At 38.1% G+C, this 26,268-nt stretch carries 21 protein-coding genes and 2 pseudogenes; 13 read left to right on the top strand and 10 right to left on the bottom strand.

Going from position 1 to position 26,268, the window contains the following annotated elements; all coding sequences use genetic code 11:
* Positions 1-110 precede the first annotated feature (110 nt).
* From AACL23_RS04470 to icd, 6 genes are all read left to right on the top strand, one after another.
* On the top strand, positions 111-1,847 hold the full coding sequence (locus AACL23_RS04470) for an AAA family ATPase (protein WP_171967855.1): 1,737 nt from the start codon (positions 111-113) through the stop codon (positions 1,845-1,847).
* A 70-nt stretch (positions 1,848-1,917) separates the two neighbouring features.
* Entirely contained in the window at positions 1,918-2,433 is a 516-nt protein-coding gene (gene fabA / locus AACL23_RS04465) for a bifunctional 3-hydroxydecanoyl-ACP dehydratase/trans-2-decenoyl-ACP isomerase (RefSeq protein ID WP_100097028.1), read from the top strand.
* A gap of 29 nt (positions 2,434-2,462) precedes the next feature.
* Complete coding sequence (gene rsmC / locus AACL23_RS04460; protein WP_100097029.1) at positions 2,463-3,473, top strand: 16S rRNA (guanine(1207)-N(2))-methyltransferase RsmC; 1,011 nt, start codon at positions 2,463-2,465, stop codon at positions 3,471-3,473.
* Between the two features lie 109 nt (positions 3,474-3,582).
* Positions 3,583-4,290 (top strand): hypothetical protein, encoded by a 708-nt coding sequence (locus AACL23_RS04455; RefSeq protein ID WP_100097030.1) that lies wholly within the window; start codon positions 3,583-3,585, stop codon positions 4,288-4,290.
* A 29-nt stretch (positions 4,291-4,319) separates the two neighbouring features.
* Positions 4,320-6,350: a DNA helicase Rep gene (gene rep / locus AACL23_RS04450; RefSeq protein ID WP_339050361.1), complete on the top strand. Its 2,031-nt coding sequence runs from the start codon at positions 4,320-4,322 to the stop codon at positions 6,348-6,350.
* A gap of 69 nt (positions 6,351-6,419) precedes the next feature.
* Positions 6,420-7,673, top strand: a complete 1,254-nt coding sequence (gene icd, locus AACL23_RS04445; RefSeq protein ID WP_015874562.1) for an NADP-dependent isocitrate dehydrogenase — start codon at positions 6,420-6,422, stop codon at positions 7,671-7,673.
* Positions 7,674-8,026: 353 nt separating this feature from the next.
* On the opposite strand, the gene ftsX is transcribed toward icd, so the two are convergent.
* The 3 genes and pseudogenes from ftsX to ftsY all read right to left on the bottom strand — a co-directional run.
* Positions 8,027-8,977, bottom strand: a complete 951-nt coding sequence (ftsX, locus tag AACL23_RS04440) for a permease-like cell division protein FtsX (RefSeq protein ID WP_339050359.1) — start codon at positions 8,975-8,977, stop codon at positions 8,027-8,029.
* Entirely contained in the window at positions 8,949-9,635 is a 687-nt protein-coding gene (gene ftsE / locus AACL23_RS04435) for a cell division ATP-binding protein FtsE (protein WP_095034729.1), read from the bottom strand. Before ftsE ends, ftsX begins: the two co-directional genes overlap by 29 nt.
* Positions 9,632-10,570: pseudogene (gene ftsY, locus AACL23_RS04430) on the bottom strand (signal recognition particle-docking protein FtsY); the annotation flags it as partial. The pseudogene ftsY and the gene ftsE, both read right to left, overlap by 4 nt.
* 302 nt (positions 10,571-10,872) lie before the next feature.
* On the opposite strand from ftsY, the gene rsmD reads away from it, so the two are divergent.
* The gene (gene rsmD, locus AACL23_RS04425) at positions 10,873-11,475 is read left to right on the top strand and encodes a 16S rRNA (guanine(966)-N(2))-methyltransferase RsmD (protein ID WP_100097168.1); all 603 of its coding nucleotides are present in this window, start codon (positions 10,873-10,875) and stop codon (positions 11,473-11,475) included.
* On the opposite strand, the gene yigL is transcribed toward rsmD, so the two are convergent.
* On the bottom strand, positions 11,434-12,267 hold the full coding sequence (gene yigL / locus AACL23_RS04420; protein WP_100097034.1) for a sugar/pyridoxal phosphate phosphatase YigL: 834 nt from the start codon (positions 12,265-12,267) through the stop codon (positions 11,434-11,436). The genes rsmD and yigL overlap by 42 nt on opposite strands.
* A gap of 244 nt (positions 12,268-12,511) precedes the next feature.
* On the opposite strand from yigL, the pseudogene AACL23_RS10215 reads away from it, so the two are divergent.
* Positions 12,512-12,670 (top strand): annotated as a pseudogene (locus AACL23_RS10215) (Tn3 family transposase); the annotation flags it as partial.
* A 289-nt stretch (positions 12,671-12,959) separates the two neighbouring features.
* Entirely contained in the window at positions 12,960-14,405 is a 1,446-nt protein-coding gene (locus AACL23_RS04410; RefSeq protein WP_100097035.1) for a hypothetical protein, read from the top strand.
* Between the two features lie 237 nt (positions 14,406-14,642).
* Here the strand turns inward: AACL23_RS04410 and AACL23_RS04405 are convergent, their stop codons facing one another.
* Together AACL23_RS04405 and AACL23_RS04400 are read right to left on the bottom strand one after the other, a co-directional pair.
* On the bottom strand, positions 14,643-15,326 hold the full coding sequence (locus tag AACL23_RS04405) for a helix-turn-helix transcriptional regulator (RefSeq protein ID WP_100097036.1): 684 nt from the start codon (positions 15,324-15,326) through the stop codon (positions 14,643-14,645).
* 105 nt (positions 15,327-15,431) lie between these two features.
* Entirely contained in the window at positions 15,432-15,722 is a 291-nt protein-coding gene (locus AACL23_RS04400; RefSeq protein ID WP_015874571.1) for a DNA-binding protein, read from the bottom strand.
* An 841-nt stretch (positions 15,723-16,563) separates the two neighbouring features.
* Here AACL23_RS04400 and rapA point away from each other — a divergent pair.
* The 4 genes from rapA (at position 16,564) to AACL23_RS04380 (ending at position 24,139) form a co-directional block, all read left to right on the top strand.
* The gene (gene rapA / locus AACL23_RS04395) at positions 16,564-19,497 is read left to right on the top strand and encodes an RNA polymerase-associated protein RapA (RefSeq protein WP_339050352.1); all 2,934 of its coding nucleotides are present in this window, start codon (positions 16,564-16,566) and stop codon (positions 19,495-19,497) included.
* 45 nt (positions 19,498-19,542) lie between these two features.
* Positions 19,543-20,748 (top strand): bifunctional phosphopantothenoylcysteine decarboxylase/phosphopantothenate--cysteine ligase CoaBC, encoded by a 1,206-nt coding sequence (coaBC, locus tag AACL23_RS04390; protein WP_339050350.1) that lies wholly within the window; start codon positions 19,543-19,545, stop codon positions 20,746-20,748.
* Positions 20,732-21,190: a dUTP diphosphatase gene (gene dut, locus AACL23_RS04385; RefSeq protein WP_044612413.1), complete on the top strand. Its 459-nt coding sequence runs from the start codon at positions 20,732-20,734 to the stop codon at positions 21,188-21,190. The genes coaBC and dut overlap by 17 nt, the downstream gene beginning before the upstream one ends.
* A 108-nt stretch (positions 21,191-21,298) precedes the next feature.
* Positions 21,299-24,139, top strand: coding sequence for a glycosyltransferase family 32 protein (locus AACL23_RS04380; protein WP_339050347.1), 2,841 nt, complete (start codon positions 21,299-21,301; stop codon positions 24,137-24,139).
* Between the two features lie 73 nt (positions 24,140-24,212).
* Here AACL23_RS04380 and rplS read toward each other — a convergent pair whose 3' ends face one another.
* From rplS to rpsP, 4 genes are all read right to left on the bottom strand, one after another.
* A complete protein-coding gene (rplS, locus tag AACL23_RS04375; protein WP_015874579.1) occupies positions 24,213-24,560 on the bottom strand; it encodes a 50S ribosomal protein L19 in 348 nt (115 codons plus the stop codon).
* A 66-nt stretch (positions 24,561-24,626) separates the two neighbouring features.
* Positions 24,627-25,427 (bottom strand): tRNA (guanosine(37)-N1)-methyltransferase TrmD, encoded by an 801-nt coding sequence (gene trmD / locus AACL23_RS04370; RefSeq protein WP_171967913.1) that lies wholly within the window; start codon positions 25,425-25,427, stop codon positions 24,627-24,629.
* The gene (rimM, locus tag AACL23_RS04365; protein ID WP_015874581.1) at positions 25,427-25,951 is read right to left on the bottom strand and encodes a ribosome maturation factor RimM; all 525 of its coding nucleotides are present in this window, start codon (positions 25,949-25,951) and stop codon (positions 25,427-25,429) included. The genes trmD and rimM overlap by 1 nt, the downstream gene beginning before the upstream one ends.
* A gap of 27 nt (positions 25,952-25,978) precedes the next feature.
* Complete coding sequence (rpsP, locus tag AACL23_RS04360) at positions 25,979-26,239, bottom strand: 30S ribosomal protein S16 (protein WP_015874582.1); 261 nt, start codon at positions 26,237-26,239, stop codon at positions 25,979-25,981.
* Between the last annotated feature and the right edge of the window lie 29 nt (positions 26,240-26,268).

Genomic DNA, 26,268 nt, shown 5'->3' with positions numbered 1-26,268 from the left:
AAGCACTTAAGATCTTCAATAAGCCTTTTCTCTTCTCTGTTGTCGCTTATTGGAATCTTGTATAATCATGCTTTATTCTTTTTATCTAACACATGAAAGTATCGACTATTTTGACTCATCAACATCTTAAATGGCAGTCTTTGCTGCCGAATATGGTCCCTTATGAGGAGCTATTTCTTCGGGCATCTGATTTAGAACCTATCTCTTTTGAAGATGTACAGCCGAGATTAAGCAATGCGTTGGCTTTATTTTGTCGTCCTCAATCCCAAGAGCGCTTTATGATCATTAAAGCACAGGAACATGATCAGTATTTATCCCTTATCAGCCAGGTTGTTCAAAAACAATATACTGAACCTTTAAAGTACTCTAGCGGTCGTTATGCTGTTGAAGACAATGAAATTCATTGGTTTTCGACCTGTCGAGATCAGGATACCTTCGCATCTCAAGCCGTTTGCCTTTTTCAAAATTGGATTGAACCAGAACAAATGTTTGGTGCCGTTAAATTTCATCAAAACAAGATTGATCTACAACCTGGTCTTATCCATCGTGTCAATGGTGGAGGAGTATTGGTCATTTCTGTCAGCACTTTATTGGCCCAACCCCTGATATGGCGTCGATTAAAACAAATGATCATTCAAAGGCGTTTCGAATGGCTTTCACCAGACGAGAAGCGTCCTCTTTCAGTGACGGTTCCACCCATGCCTTTGGATGTGAAACTAGTACTAGTAGGGGATGCATGGCGGTTAGAAGATTTTTTTCAAGTAGAATCTGAACTGAATTTGTTTTCATTTTATGGTGAATTTGAAACTGAGCTGTCTTTAAAGAATCCTGAAGCAATAAACCTCTGGTGTCGTTACATTCATAGTTTGACAGATATGCCTTTGGTGTCTGACGCCTGGCCGGTATTCATCCGGGAAGCCGTGCGTGAAACAGGCGACAAGGAACGTTTACCTCTTTGTCCTGTGTGGATAAAACAGTGTTTATCTGAAGTATCTCTGTACGAAAAACAGGGCAAGATAACGGCTAATTCTCTCAATGATGCGATCAGCGCTCGTCATTGGCGGCAAAATTATCTTTGTGAATGTATACAAAACGATATCGAAGAAGATCAAATTTTTATTGAAACCACAGGCGATGTGATAGGCCAGGTCAATGGATTGGCTGTCATTGAATACCCTGGCCATCCTCAGGCGTTAGGAGAACCGACTCGCATCAGTTGTGTTGTGCATTTGGGTGATGGCGAATTTGTGGATGTAGAACGAAAAGCAGAATTGGGGGGCGACATTCACGCTAAAGGCATGATGATTATGCAGGCCTTTTTAATTTCTGAGTTAGCACTGGATCATGCTCAACCATTTTCAGCCTCTCTTGTTTTTGAGCAATCCTATGCTGAAGTGGATGGTGATAGTGCTTCCTTAGCACAATTATGCGCGCTTGCGAGTGCTTTGGCTCAACAGCCTATCCATCAGGCGCGTGCGGTGACAGGTTCTATCGATCAATTTGGTCGTGTTCAGCCTATTGGGGGAATCAACGAAAAAATAGAAGGATTTTTTCAGGTTTGCGATCGTCGAGGCTTGACGGGGTCTCAAGGGGTGATTTTACCTGGTCAAAATGTTCGCCATCTTTGTTTAAATGATTCTGTTGTTGAGGCAGTCAAACAGGGGCATTTTCACCTGTGGGCGGTAGATACCGTCGCGGATGCGTTGCCCTTGTTGACAGGTATGCCTTATTCCGACACAGATAAACCGAATTTATTACACAAAATCCGGCAACGTATAGCACAAGTCCATCATCATGATCGTCGAGGATTTTTGGGCCGATGTTTAGAATGGTTTCAGAAACATTGAAAGCCCATCGCAAAAAAGGGTTAAAGTTTCATTTAAGTGTTTAAAACTAATATAAGGCTAATTAAAAAATATGATGAATGAATATGGTGCCTATTCCAGAAAAGATTTGGAAGCTTCAGCACGTGGCGAGTTATTTGGTCCAAAAGGACCTCGGCTGCCCGCCAGCAACATGTTAATGATTGACCGTGTCATTACCATGACCAAGGATGGGGGTATGCATGGTAAAGGTTACGTGGAAGCAGAATTAGATGTCCATCCCAATCTGTGGTTTTTTGGTTGCCATTTTATTGATGATCCTGTTATGCCAGGTTGTCTGGGCTTGGATGCCATGTGGCAATTGGTCGGATTTTATCTTGGCTGGTTAGAGAATGAAGGCAAAGGACGTGCGTTAGGGGTCGGAGAAGTCAAGTTTAAGGGCCAGGTTTTACCTGATTCAAAAAAAATCACTTATTGTATTGATTTTAAAAAAGTGATCACGGGTAAATTAATTATGGGGATAGCAGACGGTAAAGTGTTGTCAGACGGCCAGCAAATTTACACCGCCGATGATCTCAAAGTGGGATTATTTAAAAATACTTCGTTTTAGTAAAGATGATGTAAGGGAACCAGCAACGAATGTCGGATTTAACCCCGCCGAGTCAAATACTATTGCGCCATACTCGTGAATTTGCTGAGCGATCTGTGATTTTTTCGGGTGATCTACAAGATCTGCTTCCCGCTCAGTTCAACGCCAAACAAATCAGGGTTCATACTCAAGAATATCATCACTGGCGATTATTGAGCCCTGTATTAAAAAATGATATTCAATTTGGTGTATTACCGTCTGAAGATCTTGTCTCCAAGACAGATACGGTCATTTTTTATTGGCCTAAAAATAAAGCCCAAGCGCAATTTCAATTAGAACATTTATGTTCCTTGTTCCCCAGCCAAACCAATATATTTATTGTCGGTGAGAATCGCAGTGGTATAGGCAGTGCTAAAGACCTTTTGGCTGAAAATGTCGGTTTGCATAAAATGGATGCCGCGCGTCGTTGCAGTCTATATTATGGTTGTTTAAAACAAAAACCGGTTTTCAATATGGAAAGCCAATGGCGCCGATATCAGGTGAAAGATGTGCAAATAAAAACGCTCCCAGGCGTATTTAGTGCCAATCAATTAGATGAAGGCAGTCAATTGTTGCTGTCTTCGTTTGATATTCCCTTGAGTGGTAAGGTGCTGGATCTGGCCTGTGGTGCGGGTGTATTAGGCACAATTTTGGCTCGTCAATCTCCTCAAATTGAACTGACACTCAGCGATGTGAATGCGGCGGCTCTTGAATCGAGCAGGGCCAATTTGGCTGTGAATCATATCAAGGCAAGGGTGGTTCCCAGCGATCTATATTCAGATATTCCAGAACGATTTAATCTCATTTTATCCAATCTTCCTTTTCATAAAGGCCTAAAAACAGATCTGAAAATGATAGAAAAATGTATTGAGGAAGCCCCTGAACATCTTTATAAAGGCGGAAAATTAAGGCTCGTCGCCAATGCTTTTTTACCTTATCCTAAATTATTGAATCGTACTTTTGGTCACTATGAAGTATTGACTCAAAACGCTCGCTTTAAAGTATATCAAGCCACGCTTTAATTCTTTGATGTACTCAACTTAAAAAATAAAAAAATAAAAATGTCTATAATCAAAGTGCTTTAGTCATTAAATATTAACTTATTCATTTTTATTAAAGGAGCAAAATGCTATGTCTATATTTAATCATATTCTCCCGAATTTCCCTTATTTTTTCTCATCAAAACAAGCCATTTCAGAAAATGAGCCGGTTGCTTTGGAAGCACCGATTTTAAAAAATCAACCTAAAGTTTTGAGTGAAATTATTTATAACGAGGGTTTCAACGGTAAAAAAAATTATGTGATTAGAAAAAGTATTTGGGAAGAGGGAAAATTGTCGTCTGTCACAGAAAAGGTCTATTTGAAAAAAGTACCAAAAGACATATTTCTAAATATCCATAATGAATTTTTAATCAGTGTTGATGACACGAATTACAGCTATTATGAAAACACAGATGACCAACCCATGGTAAAAGGAATTTTTTCTACTTATTGGATACCTCCTAACCGTAACAAAGTCACTTATCATGAGTTTAAAGAGGGAGAACAGCCGATGCCTTCAAAGGAAAAAATTGCGGTGATTGATCATCAAGCTCAAGATAACCGCTCTACTTTACGCTCGGTGTTTGATTACATATTTCCCTTTTTTGCCAGCCAAAAAAATGAAGAAAAAAAGCGATATGATGATGAACTCATAGGCTTGGAAACCCAAGAGCTGGCAGATTTAACGCCCCATTTTTCAAATGTTGAACTTTCAGAAAAAGCGCCAACTTGCACTGTTTCTTTTGATCATGCTGATGAATCCACCCTTCCTTCTTATCTTTCATCAACGGTAGTTTAATTTTTGAGGATACATAAAAAAGAAAATGCATGAACAAACAGCGCTTAAATTTGCAACAAAAAGAAGCGATTGAATTTGTCACAGGTCCCTGCCTGGTTTTGGCAGGGGCAGGATCCGGCAAAACAAGGGTTATTATCCATAAAATTGCCCATTTAATTCGTCGTTGTGGGTATCTTTCACGGCAGATCGCGGCGGTCACCTTTACGAACAAAGCCGCTCGAGAAATGAAAGAGCGAGTCGCTGATATTTTAGGTCGCAAAGAAACGTTTGGCCTTATCATTTCTACGTTTCATGCTTTGGGTCTGGAAATCATCAGAGCGGAGCTTGCTCAATTAAACATGGGCCCCACTTTTTCTCTATTCGACGCTCAGGATCAATGGACTTTGCTGAAAGAATTGACCGAGACATGTTTGAATAATGATAAAACTCAATTAGAGGCTTTAGTCAAGGCTATCTCTCACTGGAAAAATCATTTGACGTGCCCTGAGGCTGCGCTGTCATCAGCTGAAACAGATCAGGAGAAACAATTGGCTTATTGTTATGGCTTGTATGATGAGCACATGAAAGCCTGTCGTGTGCTTGATTTTGATGACCTGATTGTATTACCCACCCAGTTGCTTCGAAACAATAAAGACGTTAGAGAGCGCTGGCAAAATCGTCTGGGATATTTGCTGGTGGACGAATATCAGGATACCAACAGCAGTCAATATCATATGGTGAAATTGTTGGTGGGTCAGCGCGCACGCTTTACGGTGGTCGGAGATGATGATCAGTCTATTTATTCCTGGCGCGGCGCCCAACCGCAAAATTTATCTTTGTTAAAAGAGGATTTTCCGCAACTTAAGGTGATCAAGTTAGAGCAAAATTATCGTTCCTCAGGCCGTATTCTTAAAGTCGCGAATGTGTTAATCGCCAATAATCCTCACGTATTTCAAAAACAGTTATTTTCAACTTTGGCTTATGGCGAGCATTTGAAAGTGATCACGGCTGACAATGAAGATCATGAAGCGGAGCACGTTGTCAACGAGATCATCACTCATCAGTTAATGAGAAAAACACAATATGGCGAATATGCCATTTTGTATCGTGGGAACCATCAATCACGATTATTTGAAAAGCTGCTTTTGCAACATCGTCTGCCTTATCATATCTCAGGGGGAGACTCTTTTTTTGCGCGGCCTGAAATTAAAGATTTTTTGGCTTATCTTCGATTGTTAACCAATCCCAGTGATGACCGTGCTTTTTTACGTGCGGTGAATACACCAAAACGTGAAATTGGCGTAACGACGATTCAAAAGCTGTCTCAATGGGCGCATCAGCGTCGTAAAAGCCTTTTTCAAGCCAGCTTTGATCTGGGTTTGAGTCAATTTTTGTCTGCGCGTAGCCTTGACTCACTGCAGCGTTTTTCCCATTGGATGGAAAAAATCAGGCGTTTGGCAGATACAGATCCCTTAGACGCCATCTCAGAATTATTGAGCGGGATCGATTATAAACATTGGTTTAAGGACAGCGCACCCAGCCCCAAAGCCGCGGAAGTTAGGATTAAAAATGTCGATCTGCTTTTTAAATGGATGACAGAGATGTTGAGGGGATCCGATCTGTATGAGCCCATGACCTTAATTCAAGTGGTCACCCGTTTTACGTTAAATGACGTATTGGAAAAAAAAGAAAATGAAGGACAGGCAAATCGAGTACAACTGATGACCTTACATGCCTCGAAAGGGCTTGAATTTCCGTATGTCTTTTTGGTGGGCATGGAAGAAGGTTTATTGCCTCATCAAACCAGTATCGATGAAGACAATATCGAGGAAGAACGGCGTTTGGCGTACGTCGGCATCACGCGGGCACAAAATGAATTGTATTTCAGCCTTTGCCGTGAGCGGCGCCAATATGGTGAATGTATTCCACAAACACCCAGCCGGTTTTTGCTTGAGTTGCCGCAAGATGATCTCGATTGGGAATCCAGGCAAAAAGAAATCAGCACAGAGGAAAGAATGGAAAGAAGCGAGGGGCATTTAGCCGCTCTTAGAGCACAATTGAAAAAAGCCAGAAAAAAATAAAAGGCCAAAAAGCCATTATCAAATAATGATTCAGACATTGAAACATTTGACATTGAGCAGGAGACATTCATGAACAGCAAAGTCATTGTTCCACCTAAAAATAAAGCCCAGAAGATTTGTTTTGATGGCAAGTTAATCGTTCCAGATCATCCTGTTATTCCCTTTATTGAAGGGGATGGGATTGGCGTTGATATCACGCCAGCTATGATCAACGTGGTCGATGCGGCGGTTGAGCGGGCTTATAATAGCAAAAGAAAAATCGCCTGGATGGAAATTTATGCCGGTGAAAAATCGACTCAAATTTATGGAAAAGACGTTTGGTTACCCGACGAAACCCTGGATTTGATTCGTCAATATCATGTTGCGATTAAAGGACCACTGACAACGCCAATAGGAGGTGGCATGAGTTCTTTAAACGTCGCATTACGGCAAAAGCTCGATCTTTATGTTTGTTTACGTCCAGTTCGTTATTACACGGGCACACCTAGCCCACTTAAGCAGCCTGAATTAACGGACATGGTGATTTTTCGTGAAAACACGGAAGATATTTATGCGGGGATTGAATGGAAGGCCGGTTCAGAAGACGCCAAAAAAGTGATTGAATTTTTGCAAAAACAGATGGGGATCCAAAAAATTCGATTCACCGAAAATTGCGGCATTGGCATTAAGCCTTGTTCAAAGCAGGGGAGTGAACGACTGATCAGAGCGGCCATTCAATACGCCATCGACAACGATCGTGCATCTGTCACCCTGGTGCATAAAGGCAATATCATGAAATTCACGGAAGGGGCATTTAAAGAGTGGGGCTATGAATTGGCACGTGAAGAATTTAACGGAAAATTATTTAATGGCGGCCCTTGGCTTGAAATCAAGAATCCTAAAAATGGAAAAAGCCTTATTGTTAAGGATGTGATTGCGGACGCCTTTTTACAGCAAATATTACTACGCCCCAAAGAATATGATGTGATCGCCTGTATGAATCTCAATGGCGATTATATTTCTGATGCATTAGCAGCACAGGTGGGCGGCATTGGGATTGCGCCTGGGGCGAATCTCAACGAACAATGTGCATTATTTGAAGCCACTCATGGAACGGCGCCGAAATATGCGGGGCAAGATAAAGTCAACCCAGGCTCGCTGATTTTATCAGCTGAGATGATGTTGAGGCATATGGGATGGACGCAAGCCGCCGATTTAATCATTGAAGCGATGCAACGCACCTTTTCTGCGAAAACCGTGACATACGATTTTCATCGTTTGATGGAAGGTGCCACATTAAATAAATGCAGTGAATTTGCTCAAAATATCATTAAAAATATGTAAAAAGCATGCTACCCGCTGAACTCATGGTATTCAGGGTAGTCTGGATTTGTATAGAACTGCCCATTTTTATTTTGATAGGGGTCAAGATAAGGGGGCTTTTTAAGAAGCGTACCCCATCATGATTTGTGCTGCCAGGTTAGGATTGCGCTCTAAATGATGTCTGAGGTCTACATCGAAAAAAAAACGGTTTATACATGTCAAAGGCCGAATTTCTTTGTCATTTCTTATCTTGCTTTAGACCGGGATCACCACTAATAACCCTTTAAAAAACCAGGGCGTCTGTTTTCATTGTGTCTTCAATTGGAAGGACCTCATAGAGGTTCACAGGTCTATTAAAAAAACTATCGCTCACTTCAACTGACTGTAAATTTACGCAAGTGTTGTACTGTTGCAAGCCAGGCAGATACCCAACCCATCATGGCCGCACTCAAAAGCAATAACAGACCTTCATTCCAATTTAAGCCCCGAAAAACAAAAATCGTGTCGAAGGATCGGGCGGATTGAGTGACCCACACATCTAATTTCCAAATCAATGCTTGAGATAAAATAAAAGAGAGAAGTGCACCAGTGAAACCGAGTAAAACGCCTACATTTAAAAAAGGTTGTAAAATAAAACTCTTCGTTGCTCCAATCAGTTTCATGACATTCATCGCTTCTCTTTGACTAAAAAGACTGGATCGGATGCTGTGACCTATGACCAAAAAAACAGAGGTCAACATTAATAAACCGATGACTAAAGCGGTTTTTTTGATCAATTCTGTCACGGCCACTAAACGAATAAACCAGCTATCGTCCATACGGACTTCAGTGACACCCACCACTTTATTGATTTTAATTTTTAATTTATTCAACGCGTCTGTGGTTTGAAACTGTGCTTGAGGCGTGATGATTGCCACAGCAGGCAAAGGATTGTCCTCCAACATTTTCAAAGCATCGGAAAAACCCGAGGCCTCTCGAAATTCAGCCAAAGTCTCTTCTCGAGATAAATACTGTACTTTATCTACCCCATGTTCCTGCTTTAAAATAGCGACCAGGTTTTTCGAGGCTGACTCATCCAGGGTTTTATCTAAAAAAGCGGTCAGCTGCGGTTTGGGATACCACAAGATTGCTGCATGATGAACATTTTTCCAAAAAATATAACAAAGGCTGGGTAAAGTAAGAGAGAAGGCGATGACCATTATCGTCAGAAAAGTCGATAGTGGCTGACGCCGCAGACCTAATAAAGTCTGTCTCCATGAATATCGCCATTGCTCAAGCCAGGCACCTTTGAAGGTTTTAAATATTATTTTTTTCTTTTTCATCATTTGTCGATACTGACATTCGCCCCTGGTTTAAGGTTAACAGTAAATGCTGCGAATGATTAACCAGCTTTATATTATGAGTTGCGATCAACACAGTCACCCCCACACGATTAAATTCTCCAAACAGTTGCATAATAGTTTGAGATAAGCTGGGGTCCAGATTACCTGTAGGTTCATCTGCGAGCAAAACCATGGGTTTATTAACAATGGCACGAGCGATGCCGACACGCTGTTGTTCTCCTCCTGAGAGCTGAACAGGAAAATTTTTTGCTTTATCGAGCAAATTCACTTTGTCCAGGGCCGCAGAAACACGACGACGCATATTTTCAGTCGACTTGCCTGTAATGATCAATGGCATCGACACATTGTCATAGACGGTACGATCAAATAATAAATGATGCTCTTGAAAAATCATCCCAATCTGTCGTCTTAAAAATGGCAATTCAGCATTTTTTAAACGAGTAATATCGTGGCCTGAAAATAAAATACGGCCGGCATTCGCACGTTCGAGGCCACAAATCAGTTTCAGTAAAGTACTTTTTCCTGCACCAGAATGTCCCATTAAAAAGGCCATTTGTCCTTTTGTGAGATGAAAGCTCACATTTTGTAAAGCTTGCCTTCCCCCTAAATAGACTTTACTGACTTCAAGAAAGTGAATCATACTGATTCATCCTCTTTCACAAAAAGCGCTTCAATAAAATCGCCTGCATTAAAAGGCCTTAAATCTTCTATTTTTTCTCCAACACCAATATAGCGAATCGGAATACCAAATTGGTCAGCAATCGCAAAAATGATGCCGCCCTTAGCGCTACCGTCAAGTTTAGTCAATACAAGTCCGGTCAACGGGACCGTTTCATGAAAGAGTTTTGTTTGATTGATGGCATTTTGACCCGTACTGGCATCGAGTACGAGCATGACTTCATGAGGAAATTCCTCTCCCCATTTTTTCATCACTCGCACAATTTTTTTGAGCTCTTCCATTAAATGCGTTTTATTTTGCAAACGCCCTGCAGTGTCAGCCAAAACAACATCAATGCCACGGGCTTTGGCCGATTGCACAGCATCAAAAATAACTGAAGCGGAATCTGCGCCGTCATGTTGTGCGACGACAGGAATCTGGTTGCGTTCTCCCCATATTTTTAGCTGCTCCGTTGCTGCTGCTCTGAAGGTATCACCGGCCGCCAATAGAACAGACAGACCTTGTTGACGTAATTGGTGGGCTAATTTTCCAATCGTGGTGGTTTTTCCTACGCCGTTGACCCCGACCATTAAAATCACATAAGGGCTTTTATTGCTCACTTTTAAGGGCTGCTCGACCTTTGAAAGAATGGACAACATTTCTTCTTTCAATTTTACATACAGCCCACTCGCCTCTTTTAATTGTTTTTTATTGGAATGCGTTGTTAACGAATCAATGATTTTTTGAGTCGTTTCCACGCCCACATCTGCCATTAATAATTGTTCTTCTAGTTCTTCAAAGAGATCATCATCTATTTTTTTGCCTTTAAATAATTCAATAAAACCTGTTCCCAAATATTGTTTGGTTTTTTTTAAACTATTTTTTAATCGGGTAAAAAATCCTGCTTTTTCGGGCGGCTTTTGAGTATCAATATCATTTTTTTGAGAAGATGAGGGGGGTATTTCAATAAAAGGAACACCGGAAGTCTTTTCATTGCAAAGATCGATGGAATCACTTTGGTGTGTTTGATCGATAACATCTTTTTCTTTATTTTGGCGGCTACGGCCAAGCCAGGAAAAAAAATGAGATTTTTTTTCTTTTGCCATTTGTGAGTATACTCCTGTGATGACATTTTTTGTTTAATCAAACCTACTGAGGTATGAAAGATAAAGTCTATCATTTTCTTCTCTTAAGCATGACAAGGCTTTCTTTATTTTTTATGGCAAAACCATCACAAGCTCAACGTCAAGGGCAGATTCGAATTATCGGCGGTCAATGGCGAGGAAGAAAATTGACCATCTCTGACAGTATTGGATTAAGGCCAACCAGCTGCCGCATGAGAGAGACTTTGTTTAATTGGCTGGCTCCTATGATCAAAGATGCTCGTTGTCTTGATTGTTTTTCTGGAAGTGGGGCTCTAGGGCTTGAAGCACTGTCTCGCCATGCAGCAGAAGCCGTGCTATTAGAGTCCAATGACCGTGTTGCAAAACAATTGCTTTTACATTTGTCCGTATTAGAAGCAAAAAATGCACGGATGATACAGACCAATACATTGAACTGGTTGGCTCGCCCCTGTGAGAGGCCCTTTGATCTGATCTTTCTTGATCCTCCGTTTCATCAAGGGCTTCTGTCATACGCCATTCCATTACTAGAGCAACAAAGCTGGTTGGCTGATGAAGCGTGGATTTATATTGAATCCGAATCCAGTCATAACCTGGAGATGATTCCTTCTCATTGGAGATTACAAAAAGAAAAAATAACGGGGCAAGTGGCTTATCGATTATTTATTCGTGAGTGGTTTTGTCATCAAAGGCGTTTTTAAAAAAAGCTTCTGCAAATAATTTGCAACCGCATTATCCATATTAGATCCGATGACTTCCATTTTAGGCAATGACTGTTTCAAACGTGGATACGAGTTACTCATAATGCAGCCTTTTTTCACCATCGATAACATTTCTAAATCATTCATGCCATCACCAAAAGCAATACACTCTTCAAGAGAATGTTCCAGTATTTCGGCCACCTGTTTTAATGCATGACCTTTGGATACACGCCCACCCATCACTTCTAAACAATGAGGTAATGAAAAACTGACATTGACACGCTCACCCCAACGCAGATTAATTGCCTTTTCAAGCGACAGCAATTTTTGATGATCATAACAAACGAAATACACCTTACAGACACCCTCTGTCTTTAGCTTATCAGGTGAAAAAACTTGGTAATGGAAGAGAGATTCACGAAAAAAATCAGCCTGTTCAGGGCTTTCACGGCTGACGTACCAACCATCATTTAGGTAAACGTTCGTGAGAATATCGGGATTATGGTATTCCATTTCATAGAGAGCACTAGCAATATCTTTATCAAGATCATCAGTATAAATCAATTTATCCTCAGGATCATGAACACGCGCTCCATTAGAGGTGATCATAAAGGCTTTTATCCCTAAATTATCTCTGATCTGTGAAACATCGATATGATGTCGCCCTGTCGCAAAAACGAAGTGAATACCAAGTTTAGCTAAGGATTTGAGTACTTTTTTGGTATGAGTCGATAAAGTATGGTTAGGTAGCAACAAGGTACCATCTAAATCAGAAGCAACAATATGATACATATCTATATTTTTACCTTTAATTAAATTCGTTTAACAAAAGATGGGAGGATAAAGAAGCCTAATACTGTGAAAAAATGGAATGTCAGATTGAAAGCTTAGGATCGTAATCGATGTTATTCAAATAAAACTTCATGTTTCGCGTATCAGAAATATTTACGTAATTACGCTCTTCCAACTACCATACACCGCCAGCTTATCATGACACATTTCTCTCTACGACTAGAAAAGTCGCTGAGTTGGCTGCTATCCCAAACAGAATGGCCTGGCAAAATCATTACGTGAAATTGGTCGCATCAAGAAACGTTGTTTATGCTCGAATGATTTCGCGATCGGCCTACGCCGCCGAGTGCAATCCGCTTTAAATAAGGCTGAAAACCGCAATGCAGTTGCCCGAGCCGTTTTTGCAAAGGCTGACTCAAGGAAGAGGAAGAGACACAAAACCTGGAACACCTGCATATATGAAAGTGATGGTGATCGGTATAGATCATTATCCGGGACCGAACAAATAGGCAAACTTTGAATAATAACCGGAGATTTGAAGATTCAACCTTAAACAGCCAAACCTTTCTATTTAATTAAATTTAATTTAATTAACAGTGTCATTTGAGCGTTTTCTAAAAGCGTATTTTTTTAAGTAAATTTAAAATTCTCTCTGAGATTTAACTTAATAAAATACAAAATAGGACATCAGAATGAAGATGAATATCTTAGGTAATATATTTGGCACGAAAGAGAGTTATCATTTTTCTGGGGCAATTAAAAAACAAAGTAAATTACTTGAAAAATTAGTTAGTTTAAACAATCTAATAGAAATTAGTCAAAAAGCAATTGATGCTAAATTAAACAAATTAAAAACTTCTGACGCAAAACACACGAAACTTTCTAATCAAAAAGAAGATTTAGAAAAATTAAAAACATCTCTTAATGAGACGATAAAAAATTCAACAGGTGAAGAGCATAATAGTTCGATTGACACTCAAGATTTAAATCAGAAGACTCAAACATCTCAATTATATAAAAAAGTAACAAAAGACGTTGAGAATATTCAAAAGTTACTGAATAAAAATAATTTTTTAAAAAATGATTTAATCAAAATAAATAAAAGTTTTGATGAATTTAAACTTTCAAAAGAAAGACATATTCGTTTAGAAGCTGAAAAAAGTATAAATCGTGATTGGCAGTTCATAAAAACTCATATATATCGACAACCCAAGTTTGTGCCAAAAAGTGATTATAACAATACATCGTTTCCTGCTAAAACAGAAAAGATCGAAATCAATCCAGAATTAAGCACAAAAGAATTAGTCAAACAAGCTCAAGCAATTGAAAAATATTGTAAGTGTGTGAATGAATATTATGAATGTTTTTCAAAAATTAATCGATCAAATAATGAAATAGGTAGTCATCTAAAATTAGTTAAAAAAGCATTCAGTCAACTTCCAGAAGAACGTAAAAATTATTTGTTTAGTCTGACGAAAGAAGAAATGAAAGTTTTTAATCAATTTTTAAATAGATCATCAGCAGTTGAATCTAAAGATACAAAAATTACCAATAAGGTTAATAGTAATTTTGATAGAGACGCTTTTAACAGGAATCCAGTAAATTATTCAACTTTGTTCAACAGTGAATTATTAAAATTGAGTAAATTATTAAAATTGCCCGAAGGAAAATCTATTTTTGATGAGGCAAAATATGATCAAACGACTAGAAATCAACTTATCGATGCAGGATTAGCTAATGTTTATGCTCAAAAAATAGATGATTTTAAAAAAAAATACGGTGAATCTTCGGAGACAGGACAAAAATTTCTTTTTGAAATTGGAAAAGTATGTAAAGAAAAGGGAGTTAAATGCACGCAAAATAAAAACGGTACATGGGTTGTTAATGGTGCTGGAGCTCATCCAGTAATATATCCTATATCACAAAATATTTTTATGAAATTTAAAATGCATTTAAAATTATCTAATAATAAAACAAAAATGTGTGATAAATCAATAAATTACATTACAAATAAAGTTTATAAAAAAACAGATGAACTTTGTAAACAAGAGAACAGGATTACAACCAGTGATTTGCGTTCTCTATTAGATGATGTTGAAAAAAAAGTTTTGGATGGCACTGTTAACAAAGTAAATTAAGAATCTTAAGCCAAGCAATGGCGAAGAAAGAAAAGAAGGTGACATCAAGCTATCAAAGCGTAAAGCAAGCCTTTTGTGTTCTTTTATTTTGCCAAAAAACGTTCAATATGATACTGAACTTATATAAGAGTTGGGCAGACTTTTAAATGAAACTTGTTTTCGCTCAACTCTCAGTACCTTGTCATCAAATTTAAGGTCAGATCATATTTTCAATAAACAGCTTATGGTTATATATAGTCAATCAATCAGCTTAATACTCGACGTTAATAAATGATCGGGAATAACCTTATTGAGTCCTCTTTCTTCAACATATTTTTTGAATCCCTCCTGGTTAAAAACGCCCATTTTTTCATCAATCCCGCGCAATTTATTGTCAACCGTTCTATGAGAGAGATTTAAAATTTCAGCTACTTCTCTTTGACTTACAGTATGATAAAAATAAAAAATGAGCTCGAGTTCGCGTTGAGTAAACATCGTATTGGGTAGTTGTGTTGTTAATGTTTTCGGTGATTTACCCTGGATATACTCCAATGGTGAAAAAAATTGGCATTGTCTGGCTTCTGCCATTGTCCCGATAAGTTGACCTGATTGATTAAAGAAGGGATGAATGTCAAAAATACAGGGTTGAATCCGATGGTCTTTTCCAAAATGCTCCGTTATCAGTAAAGAAACAGAAGTTTCTTTTTGTATGACCCCCTTTTCCTGCTGAGAGATACCTTCAAAAAATCCTTGCATGTCGGGTTTTATTTCAGATATGCCTTTCCCTTCAATAGGAACCCCTTTGGGTAAATTCAATAATTCACGCATCGCGAGATTCATATAAAGATAATGAGAGGTTTTATCACGGATGTGGCAGGGATGAGGATGATTGTTCAATAGATAAATCATCTGATTTGAAATGTCTTTTGGATTGAAACTCATACTAAACTCATCGGTTTTATCTTGAAAAGAGATTGAATAACTTTGAGTTATCAGTATCAAATCTTCTAAAAAAAATATAGGTGCCTTAAAGGCACCTATACATTTTTATTCTTGACTCACCGTTATACCACTGTGTCTCTGGCACCGATACAAAGCAAAAAGCACTAATCTCACGTGTATCACCGTCAATAATCCTGTCAGGGATTTCGATTCAAACTGAGATTTGGCCTCTGAGATTGACGCTTTAACCACCTTATATGACACATCACGAACCGTCGATATTTCTTTTTGAGACAGGCCAAAGGCATATAACAACGAATGCTCAAACTGGACAGGCGTTAATTCAGGAAAAATATCACGTAACTCAGGATAATCATGAGGATCGAAGATTTTCATGCCGCTCCTCCATGAAAAGTCGAGATGTTTTCTATGAATAAAAAGGAAAGGATATGGATATTATCTTGAAGTATAAAGCGTCTCGCTATGCCTTGCACAAGCTGATTAAAATTTTGGGAGATAATCAAGTATAAATTGATGGATTTAAAGCGGAGTTTAATGGTAGCCATAGTTTTGGCCTCTTTCGTTGATTTTAAAATTTCACCAAACCGCTACTAAACGGGGTGGTGAGACGTAACAAGGTTAGTAGACCGGAACGAAAGAAACCGGTGAACCTTTCGGCTCCCCCGCTACGCCCCACCATAATGCAGACGTAACTGTGGTTTATAACGGACATAAAAAAACCGCATTAAGCGGTAGTCCGATTTCGTATTCAGGCTACTAAACCTTGATTACCTTGTATTAGGCAACTGACTAAATATAACTACTTATCGTTTTTATTTCAATTTGTTTATTGAAGGTGACTTAAGAAGAGACTCAGGTAAAGCGGTTGATGGCCAACGCTCTTTTTTTATCTTCAATAAAATTTTTATTTAGAGTGCTCTTGAACAAATGAATTTTACAGACACCCATTAGAGAAACACTCCTGATTAACAAAAAATTCTACCCCTTATCCCAACAAATTTTTCGGAACGTGGTGATTGAGTCTATTTTTGTGACAACATTCTATTTATGCACCTCTTTTTAAACTTTAACGAATACTGTAAATTTGAGGCATACAGAAAGGAGAAACCGAAAAAATCGCGATTTTTAAAAATGACGATCATGAGTATTTTAATTAATATACTGCTCATTAAAAATATCATTTCTTCCATTACAAAAATAAGAAAACAGGTCATTTATGATTTTTTCTTTGGGCCAACGCTGGGTAAGCGATACAGAAACGGAACTGGGTTTAGGTACTATTACTGAAATTGATCTACGTATGGTGACCCTGGCTTTTCCTGCAACGGGCGAGAAAAGGCGTTATGCGAAGCAGGGTTCACCTATTACACGGGTTTTATTTCATCCGGGTGATCTGATTCAGCATCAAGAGGGTTGGTCACTGCAAGTAAATGATGTGGTTGAAGAAAACCATTTGATCAGCTACATCGGCACAAGAACAGATACAGAAAAAAATACAGCGGTGATCCGTGAAACATTTTTAAACAGCAAACTGACTTTTCGTCATCCCAAAAATCGTCTTTTTTCAGGGCAAATCGATAATATTACGCATTTTGCTTTGCGTTTTCGGGCACTCACACATCAGAGCAAACAGATTCGGTTTTTGTCTCAGGGTTTACGAGGCGTTCGTGCCAGTCTGATCCCTCATCAATTACATATTGCGCATGAAATAGGACAGCGCCACGCGCCACGTGTTCTTTTGGCCGATGAAGTAGGTCTGGGCAAAACAATAGAAGCAGGCATGATCCTGTATCAACAGCTCTTGTCAGGCCGAGCTGAACGTGTCTTGATTGTCGTGCCTGAAAGTCTGCAACATCAATGGCTGGTGGAAATGTTGCGCCGCTTTAATCTGCATTTTTCTCTTTTCGACAAAAATCGATATTCTGAATCCGCATGTGACGGTATGAATCCATTTGAAACAGAGCAATGGGTGATTTGTTCGTTGGATTTGATTAAAGAAAAGGAAACGCTACTCAAGGATCTTGTCAATGCAGATTGGGATCTATTGATTGTAGATGAAGCCCATCATTTGTCCTGGAGTGAAAAAAACGCCAGCCCAGAATACCAGGCTATTGAACAGCTGGCGGATCGTGTCCCGGGCATACTGTTTTTAACGGCTACCCCAGAACAACTTGGTGAAGAGAGTCATTTCGCTCGATTACGTTTACTGGATAAAAATCGTTTTTATGATTACAACACATTTGTTGATGAGCAAAAAAATTATCGTCTGATTGCAGAGGTAGTGACGCTTATTCTGGAAAGAAAACCTCTGGCGACAGAAAAAATAAAGCAATTAACCGATTTTTTAACTCAAACTGTTGATCAAACAGATCTCGGGCCTTTGTTAAGGCTCATCCATGAGCTTGGAGAAAATTTTCAAAAAAACAAGAAAACAGACCGTCTTAAAGAGGAAGACCAAACCCAGGCCCAAAAATTCATTGATTTTATGATAGATTGCCATGGAACCAGCCGTGTTTTATTTCGGAATACCCGAAATAGCATAAAGGGCTTTAAAAAAAGAAAATTACATGCCATTAAGCTGCCTTTCCCCTCTCAGTATCAAACCTGTATTCAAGCATTGAATACAGCGACTTCCATTCAAGATAAGCTCTATCTAGAAAGGGCGTATCAAAAACAGGCAGATAAAGAAGATTGGTTCCACTTTGATCCTCGAGTCACATGGCTAATAAACTTTTTACTCGAATATCGCGATAAAAAAGTACTGGTCATATGTGCTCATCCACGCACAGCATTAGAGCTGGAATATATATTAAGAACAGCCCAAGGGATTCGTTCGGCTGTTTTTCATGAAGGTTTATCATTGATTGAACGGGATCGCGCAGCGGCTTATTTTTCTTTAATTGAAAAAGGAGCCCAAGTTCTTCTGTGCTCAGAAATAGGATCAGAGGGCCGCAATTTTCAATTTTCACATGACCTGGTGCTCTTTGATCTGCCTCTTCATCCAGATTTACTGGAACAAAGAATAGGGCGCCTTGATAGAATTGGTCAGAAAAATGACATTGATATTTTTGTTCCCTATCTCGAAAACAGTGCCCAAAGCATTTTACTGCGTTGGTATCACGAAGGGTTGAATGCCTTAGAAAAAAGCTGCTGCGTTGGGCATAAACTCTATACCAGTTTTGAGCAAAGATTAAAAAAATATTTGAGTGCACCAGATGAATCAGAAGGTTTCGATCAATTGATCGAGGAATGTCAGAAACAGGCAAAAGCCATCACATTAGAATTAGAGCAAGGGCGCGATCGTTTGCTTGAGTTGCATTCAAGTGGAGGAGAAAACGGGGAAAAATACGCGCAAGCGATTCTAAAACAGAATAATGATGTTGATTTAATCGAATTTGCCATGAATCTGTTTGATATTATTGGTATTCATCAAGAGGATCAGAGCGAGCATATGATGCTATTGATCCCCTCTGATCATATGCTTTTCCCTGATTTTCCTGGTTTATCACCGGAGGGAAATTTAATCACCTTTGATCGCGAGACCGCTTTGGTAAGAGAGGATGCACAGTTTCTCAGCTGGGAGCATCCCATCATTCGAAATGGAATCGATTTGATTTTATCTAGTGAAATCGGCAGTTGTTCTGTTGCTTTTTTAAAAAATAAAGCCTTGCCTGTAGGCACTCTACTGACAGAGTTGATTTATGTCGTCGAGGTGCAAGCCAAAAAATCTTTGCAACTGGCGCGTTTTTTACCTCCCACGCCGATACGCATGTTACTGGATAAAAAAGGAAATAATTTAGCGAATCAAGTGGCGTTTGAGAAGATGAATGCCATGCTCAATAAAGTTGATCGTCATACCGCTCATCAATGTATTAGAGCGGTACAAAAAGAAGTACAGGATATATTGGAATTATCAAAATCCATCATCACTAAAGAGGCCGATGCCTTGATTGAGTCAGCAAAAAAAGAAGCTGATAATGAATTAAGCTGTGAATTAAACCGATTAAAAGCATTAAAAATGATGAACCCTAATATTCGGGATGATGAAATAGCGTCTCTGGAAAAAAGCCGTGATCACACTCTCAACCATATTAGTCAAGCTGTCTTTCGCCTTGATGCCATTCGTTTAATTTTGGTCACACATGAATAAAGGTATGATCACATTGTCTTTAAAAAAATAGGGGATCATGAAATAATGCCGCTTTCTGGAAAACATATTCTGCTTAGCATCAGTGGGGGTATTGCTGCTTATAAATCTCCAGATATCGTGCGACGGTTGCGTGAAAATGGGGCAAAGGTTCGTGTTGTTATGACAGAGGCAGCCAAATATTTTATTACTCCTTTGACTTTACAAGCCGTTTCTGGACACCCCGTCTCTGATCACTTATTTGACCCTGCGGCTGAATCAGCCATGGGGCATATTCAATTGTCAAAATGGGCTGATTTATTGATCATAGCACCCGCCACTGCGGATTTTGTGGCACGTGTTGCCGTCGGCATGGCCGATGATTTATTAACCACGCTCTGTTTAAGTGCTCCCGTTCCTGTCGTCGTCCTTCCCTCGATGAATCAACAAATGTACCGAGCGAAAGCCACTCAAACCAATTTAAAAATTCTGGCCGAAAGGGGCATTTTATTATGGGGACCAGACAGTGGCGATCAGGCTTGTGGGGATAACGGACCAGGTCGTATGCTGGAGCCTCGCGATATTGTGGCTTTGGTAAAAAATCATTTTTCAACCCAAAAAGATGGTCACGGGTTGCGCATCATGATCACGGCAGGGCCCACTCGAGAAGCTTTTGATCCCGTGCGTTTTATCAGTAATCAAAGCTCCGGGAAAATGGGATTTGCAATCGCAAAGGCGGCCGCTCAACTGGGCGCTCAAGTGACCTTAATCTCTGGGTCTGTTTCTTTAGAAACCCCTGCCAGTGTTCATCGAATCAATGTCATCAGCGCCCTTGAAATGCAACAAAATGTGCGAGAACAAGCACACTTACAAGATATTTTTATTGCCTGTGCCGCTGTGGCGGATTATCGACCTCAAGTATGCTCCGAACAAAAAATGAAGAAACACAAAGACAAAATCAGGCTGGAAATGGTCAAAAATCCAGACATTGTTTCTGAGGTCGCTCATATGACACAAAATCGTCCTTTTGTCGTTGGCTTCGCTGCCGAAACTCATGATATGAAAAAATATGCTCGACAAAAATTAATTCAAAAAAATCTAGATCTCATCTGTGCAAATGATGTCTCGCTTTCAGATCAAGGGTTTGATTCTGATAGAAATGCTTTACATCTTTTTTGGGAAAACGGAGAAAAAACGTTGCCACTGGAAGATAAAAATATTCTTGCACAGCTTTTAATCAAAGAGGTTTTGACTCGTTATGATGAAAAAAATTGATATTAAAATCCTTGATAAACGGATTGGTGATGTTTTTCCCTTACCCACTTATACAACCAGCGGATCTGCTGGTTTAGATCTGAGGGTTTGTACCCAGGCGCCTCAACATTTATCTCCAGGAGAAACCCGGCTTCTACCGACAGGATTGGCGGTTCATATCGCCGATCCTCATCTAGCCGCTATGATTTTACCGCGTTCCGGGTTGGGGCATAAAAACGGGATCGTTTTAGGAAATTTAGTAGGGCTCATTGACTCTGACTACCAAGGTGAATTGATGTTATCTGTATGGAATCGAAGTCAAATCGATTTTTTGATCAATCCTGGTGACAGGCTTGCTCAAATGGTGTTTGTTCCTGTTGTACAGGTTGAATTGAATATCGTGTCTGAATTTACATCTAGTCAACGTGGATCGGGAGGCTTTGGTCACTCTGGCCGGCAGTAATTCAATCTGAAAAATAAATAAACATCAAAGCTTGATTTATTTTTTATGTTTTTGTTCAGATTTAAAATTAAAAAATAGTGTCGGATATGTCATATGGAGTACTTCTTAGTGATCAATAATGGAATATGGTATTACCCAATCATTTTATTCTTTATATCAAAGTCTTTTGCTAAAGAAATAGATATTAAAGTGCCCACAAGCATTCAATCTCATATTCATTTTAATGAAAGTGATTTATTAGAAATTAAAAAATATCAAAAAATGGCATACGAGGTCGTATTAAATATGCCTAATATCATTGAAATGGCTTCTTCTTATATTAAGAAAAATATAAAAAAAAATTTTAATATAGATATTAATCCTAATAAAACTTATTTAAATAGATTTAAAAGTGCTTCAAATAACCATGATACCATTACTGGATGGGAACACTGTGGGGACTTAACAAAATCAGAAACTTTAACTCAAACTGTACTGACAAATTTTAGTGCCTTTAATCATGAAAATCCTGATTTTTTAGATGATTATGTCGGTGTTTATAAAGAAGGCGCCGGTGCTCAATGTTATGATCACCGAAATGAAGTCAGAATAAGGCCCTCTGAACTAATGAACTTATTATGGGATATCAATTTTTCAAAAATATATGAAACCGCTCTGACTGATTATTGGACAAAATATGAAAATCAATATCGAATAGTTGCAAAAGCAAATTTTATTGCACGATTAGTAAAACAATACAGTACAAACGATTTATCTGAAGAAGGGTATCATTTATCATTAAAATTAGTGGATAATCTTGCTTATAAATATCAACCAAATACTGATTATTTTGTACCTTTATCCATTAGTGATTTGACATATGATAATTTTTCAAATTATCAATATGATATTTTCCCTTTTAAAATAAAAGATTATATATCTACCGATATACTTATCATTATTAATAAAAATAAAACAAAATATATTCTTTATATTCCAAATAATATAATTGAATTGCAAAAAAAAAGTAAAAAAAACTATAAAGAAAACGCATTTCTCGAATTTAATAATCTAGAAGAAATCAAAACCTGGATAAAAATACAGTCTTTGGATGAAAATAAAAAAAATAAATTACTATCTCATTTTTCTTTAAATGATAGACAGAAAGGACTTTTTCATAAAAGTGTCACTGAAATCATAGAGAAAGGTATCTGGGATGATCAATATATAAAATATGCTCATTCAAATATCACAGAGGACGCCTTTCGTTTTTTAACAAAACAACAAAAAATGAGAATGGAGAAGGATGCCGATACTCAAATAAAATCAAATGCTGAAATCAGATGGGATACAGCTCTTTTGAATATTTCCGCATTGAGTACCGTACTATTACCCTTGCAGCTCATTCAACCTGAGCTTGGGCTCATCGTCAACAGCAGCCTTTGGTTAACTGAAATAGGAATTAATGTTGAAAAAAGTTTTAATGCAGATTCTTTTGAAGAAAGAAAAGCCGCTTTTAATCAAGCACTATCTAGTTCTATTAATGGCGTTGTGAATATTCTCTTTTTTTACGCATTTTCTCAAACATCAGAATCATTAGAAACCGAGTTACAAAAAGAATCACCAATTGATCATATTGCCCCTTCTGGCCCTCCTAAAAAACAAACACTGGCTTTGGTTTCAAATAAACCCTCTGATATTTTGACTGACATGAAGTCTATTCATATAGATGATCATCTTTTTTATATTAATAAATACAGCGACAAAAATGGACATTATCAATTATATAAAATCAATGCAGATAAAAAAATTCAACAAACAAGCCAATTTGTGATTCTTAATAAAAATGGAGAATGGGTGAAATTAGCTTTAAAAGGAGGAGGTCCAGCATTCACTAAAATAAAATCTGAAACACGAAATATAAACCCGTATGAAGGCAAATCGGATCAATTAAAGGATAAAACAAAAAATATTCAAAAACCGATTAAAAACCGAAAGCAATTTATTGTTGATAAAAAACCTGTTTTATCAGAAAATTTTTCAAATATTCAATTAAACACAGTTCCATTACCAGAGCTCCCAAGTATTAATTTATCAGCGAAACCTATTCCTAAAAAAATTCATTATATATGGTTAGGAGATAAAAACATTCCTGAAGAATTAATAAAAAATATGACACGTAATACCTGGAATAGCAGTGATTATCAATCTATCGTACATATTTCGGCTTCTCTTCCCAGTACATTTCATAATGTTAAAAATCAGTTACGGGGTATTTTAAATTTGAGTGTGAGCAATCTTGAAAATGAATCTTTTTTTAATCAATTTAAAAAAACATTATCTGGAAAACAATTCCAGGCTTTTCTTAAAGAGCCAGCTAAAAATTACTCAGCCGCATCTGATGTTCTTCGTTACTGGATCATAGACGAATATGGGGGCATTTATCTGGATACCGATGATATGATCCCTAATGATGTAAGTAAAATTATTTTAATTGCAGGACCGAAAGACATTTTATTAAATTTACAGGTGGAACATCATTCAACTAATTTTAAAGGGTATAATACAAGTAATTTTGCCAGTCACCCTAATAATCCTGTTCTTAAAAAAATTATTAAAGAAATGGAGAAACGTTATTCTGAAAACAAGATATTTTATACTGAGGAACGGCCTTATTTAAAAAAGGATAATAATGGAAATGAAACCAATAAAGATTTAGTAAATGATTATATGAAAAAAATATTTCATCAAGTGGGACCCCAGCTTTTTAATGATGTATTAAAAGAAGAAATTAAATATTATTACCATTTAAGTGATTCAATGAGACTCATTTCTATTATGGATCCTTTACCTAAAAACTGGAAGTTATATCAAACAGAAATAAATAAAGCTGTTGATTATTATTTACCCTTTTATCGAAAATTTAAAATAGAAATAGGAAATGAACATTCCTGGAATTACACTCGATAAATATATTTGAAAAATCAAGTACAAAAAAATAAAAACGGTGGCGTATTTTTTTATCACCGTTTTATATAAAAAATCAATTGAGTCTTTCTTTAATACGAGCGGCTTTACCAGTAAGTTCACGTAAATAATATAATTTTGCTTTACGAACAGCACCACGACGCTTGACAGTAATACTGTCAATAATAGGCGAATGAGTTTGAAAAACTCTTTCAACACCTTCACCATTAGAAATTTTACGCACGGTAAAGGCAGAATTTAATCCACGCTTGCGAATGGCTATCACAAAACCTTCGAAAGCTTGAAGACGTTTTTTTGTGCCTTCGATTACCCATACTTTCACTTCTAATGTGTCCCCAGGGCGAAAGGCGGGAACATCTTTCTTCATTTGTTCTTCTTCAATTTGTTTAATGATATCGCTCATAATGTCTCTCTTCATTCCTAGATAAACTGATATTTTAAAAAAGAGGGGTTAAAAAATTAATGTTATTTATCGATGATAATCATTCAGTTTTTGTTCTTTCTGGAACTCGTCTAATAATAAAATCTGCTCATCAGTCAGAGTGAGTTTTGCCAATAATTCCGGCCTTCTAAGCCATGTTCGCCCCAAAGATTGTTTTAAACGCCAACGGCGAATCTTAGCATGGTTTCCTAAAAGCAATACGTTTGGGACCTCCATTCCATCAACATTTTCAGGTCGGGTGTAATGAGGGCAGTCAAGCAAGCCTTCAGAAAAAGAATCTTCATTAGCAGAAGCTTCATGACCTAAAACGCCCATAATACAACGAGAGACAGCATCAATTAAGGTCATGGCCGGTAATTCGCCTCCACTAAGAACATAATCACCTACAGACCATTCCTCATCAATTTCAGTGTCGATTAAACGTTCATCTATACCCTCATAGCGCCCACAGACCAAAATCATATTTTTGTAAAGCGCCAGTTGACGCACCGCCTGTTGATCCAGTTTTTTTCCTTGAGGAGAAAGATAAATCACTTTTTTTTTGCCTGTATGAATCGCTTCTTTTTTTGCTGAATGAATGGCATCCCTTAAAGGCTGCACCATCATCAGCATGCCTGGGCCACCACCATAAGGACGATCATCAACACTGGCATGGAAATTCTGAGCAAAGTGACGAGGGTTCCAATACTGGATATGAATAATCCCCTTTTTGATAGCACGACCAGTAACACCATAGTCCGTTATTGACCGAAACATTTCGGGAAAAAGGCTGATTACCCCTATCCATAATTTATTTTCGCTGACGCTTTGAAGTTCGGTTGAAATCATCAAAAATCGAGATCCCAATCTACTTGAATTTGCTGCATGACCTTGTCGACTTTTTTTACAACTTGATCACAAAGAAAAGGAACTAAACAGGATTTGTGATCTTGAATCTGTGTTTGGACTACCATGACATCATTCGCACCCGTCTCTATCATGGAAACGACTGTTCCGATAACGTCACCAGAAATATGAATGACTTGACATCCAATAATATCTTTCCAGTAATAGTCACCTTCTTCGAGCACAGGCAATTGCGAAGCATCGACGGTAATCTCAGCATTCACAAAATGCTGGGCTTTTTCTTTTTCATCAATATTTTTGATTTTTAATAAAAAATCTTGCTGATGACACTTCCAATCTTCAATATCGATAAATTGCCAATGATTTTTATGTTGAATAAACCAAGGTTGATAATCAAAAATACTGTCTGTCTTTTCAGTGAATGAAAACATTTTAAGCCAACCCCGAACACTATAGGTTGAACCTATTTTCCCGACAATAACAGGTTGCTTTAAGTGGGTTGTCATTAGTAGCGCCTGAAATTTATCTCTAGATTAAGAAGCCGTCTGAAGATTTTTTTTCTCGGCTTTGACAAGAGCCTGAACACGTTCAGAAAGCTCTGCCCCAACATTTTTCCAATGTTCAATGCGATCTATATTTAATCGTAATTTTTCTGCTTTACCTGATGCGACAGGATTAAAAAACCCCACATTTTCAAGAAAACGTCCATCACGTGCATTGCGACTGTCAGACACAACAATTTGATAAAAAGGACGTTTTTTAGAACCATGGCGAGCCAAGCGAATTTTTACCATACTGCCCTCTCATATAAAGAATATTCTCT

Source organism: Candidatus Williamhamiltonella endosymbiont of Tuberolachnus salignus (assembly GCF_964019775.1).
Taxonomy (GTDB): Bacteria; Pseudomonadota; Gammaproteobacteria; order Enterobacterales; family Enterobacteriaceae; genus Hamiltonella; species Hamiltonella defendens.
The sequence above is the reverse complement of the archived record's forward strand: the minus strand, read 5'-3'. Positions and strand labels throughout refer to the sequence as shown.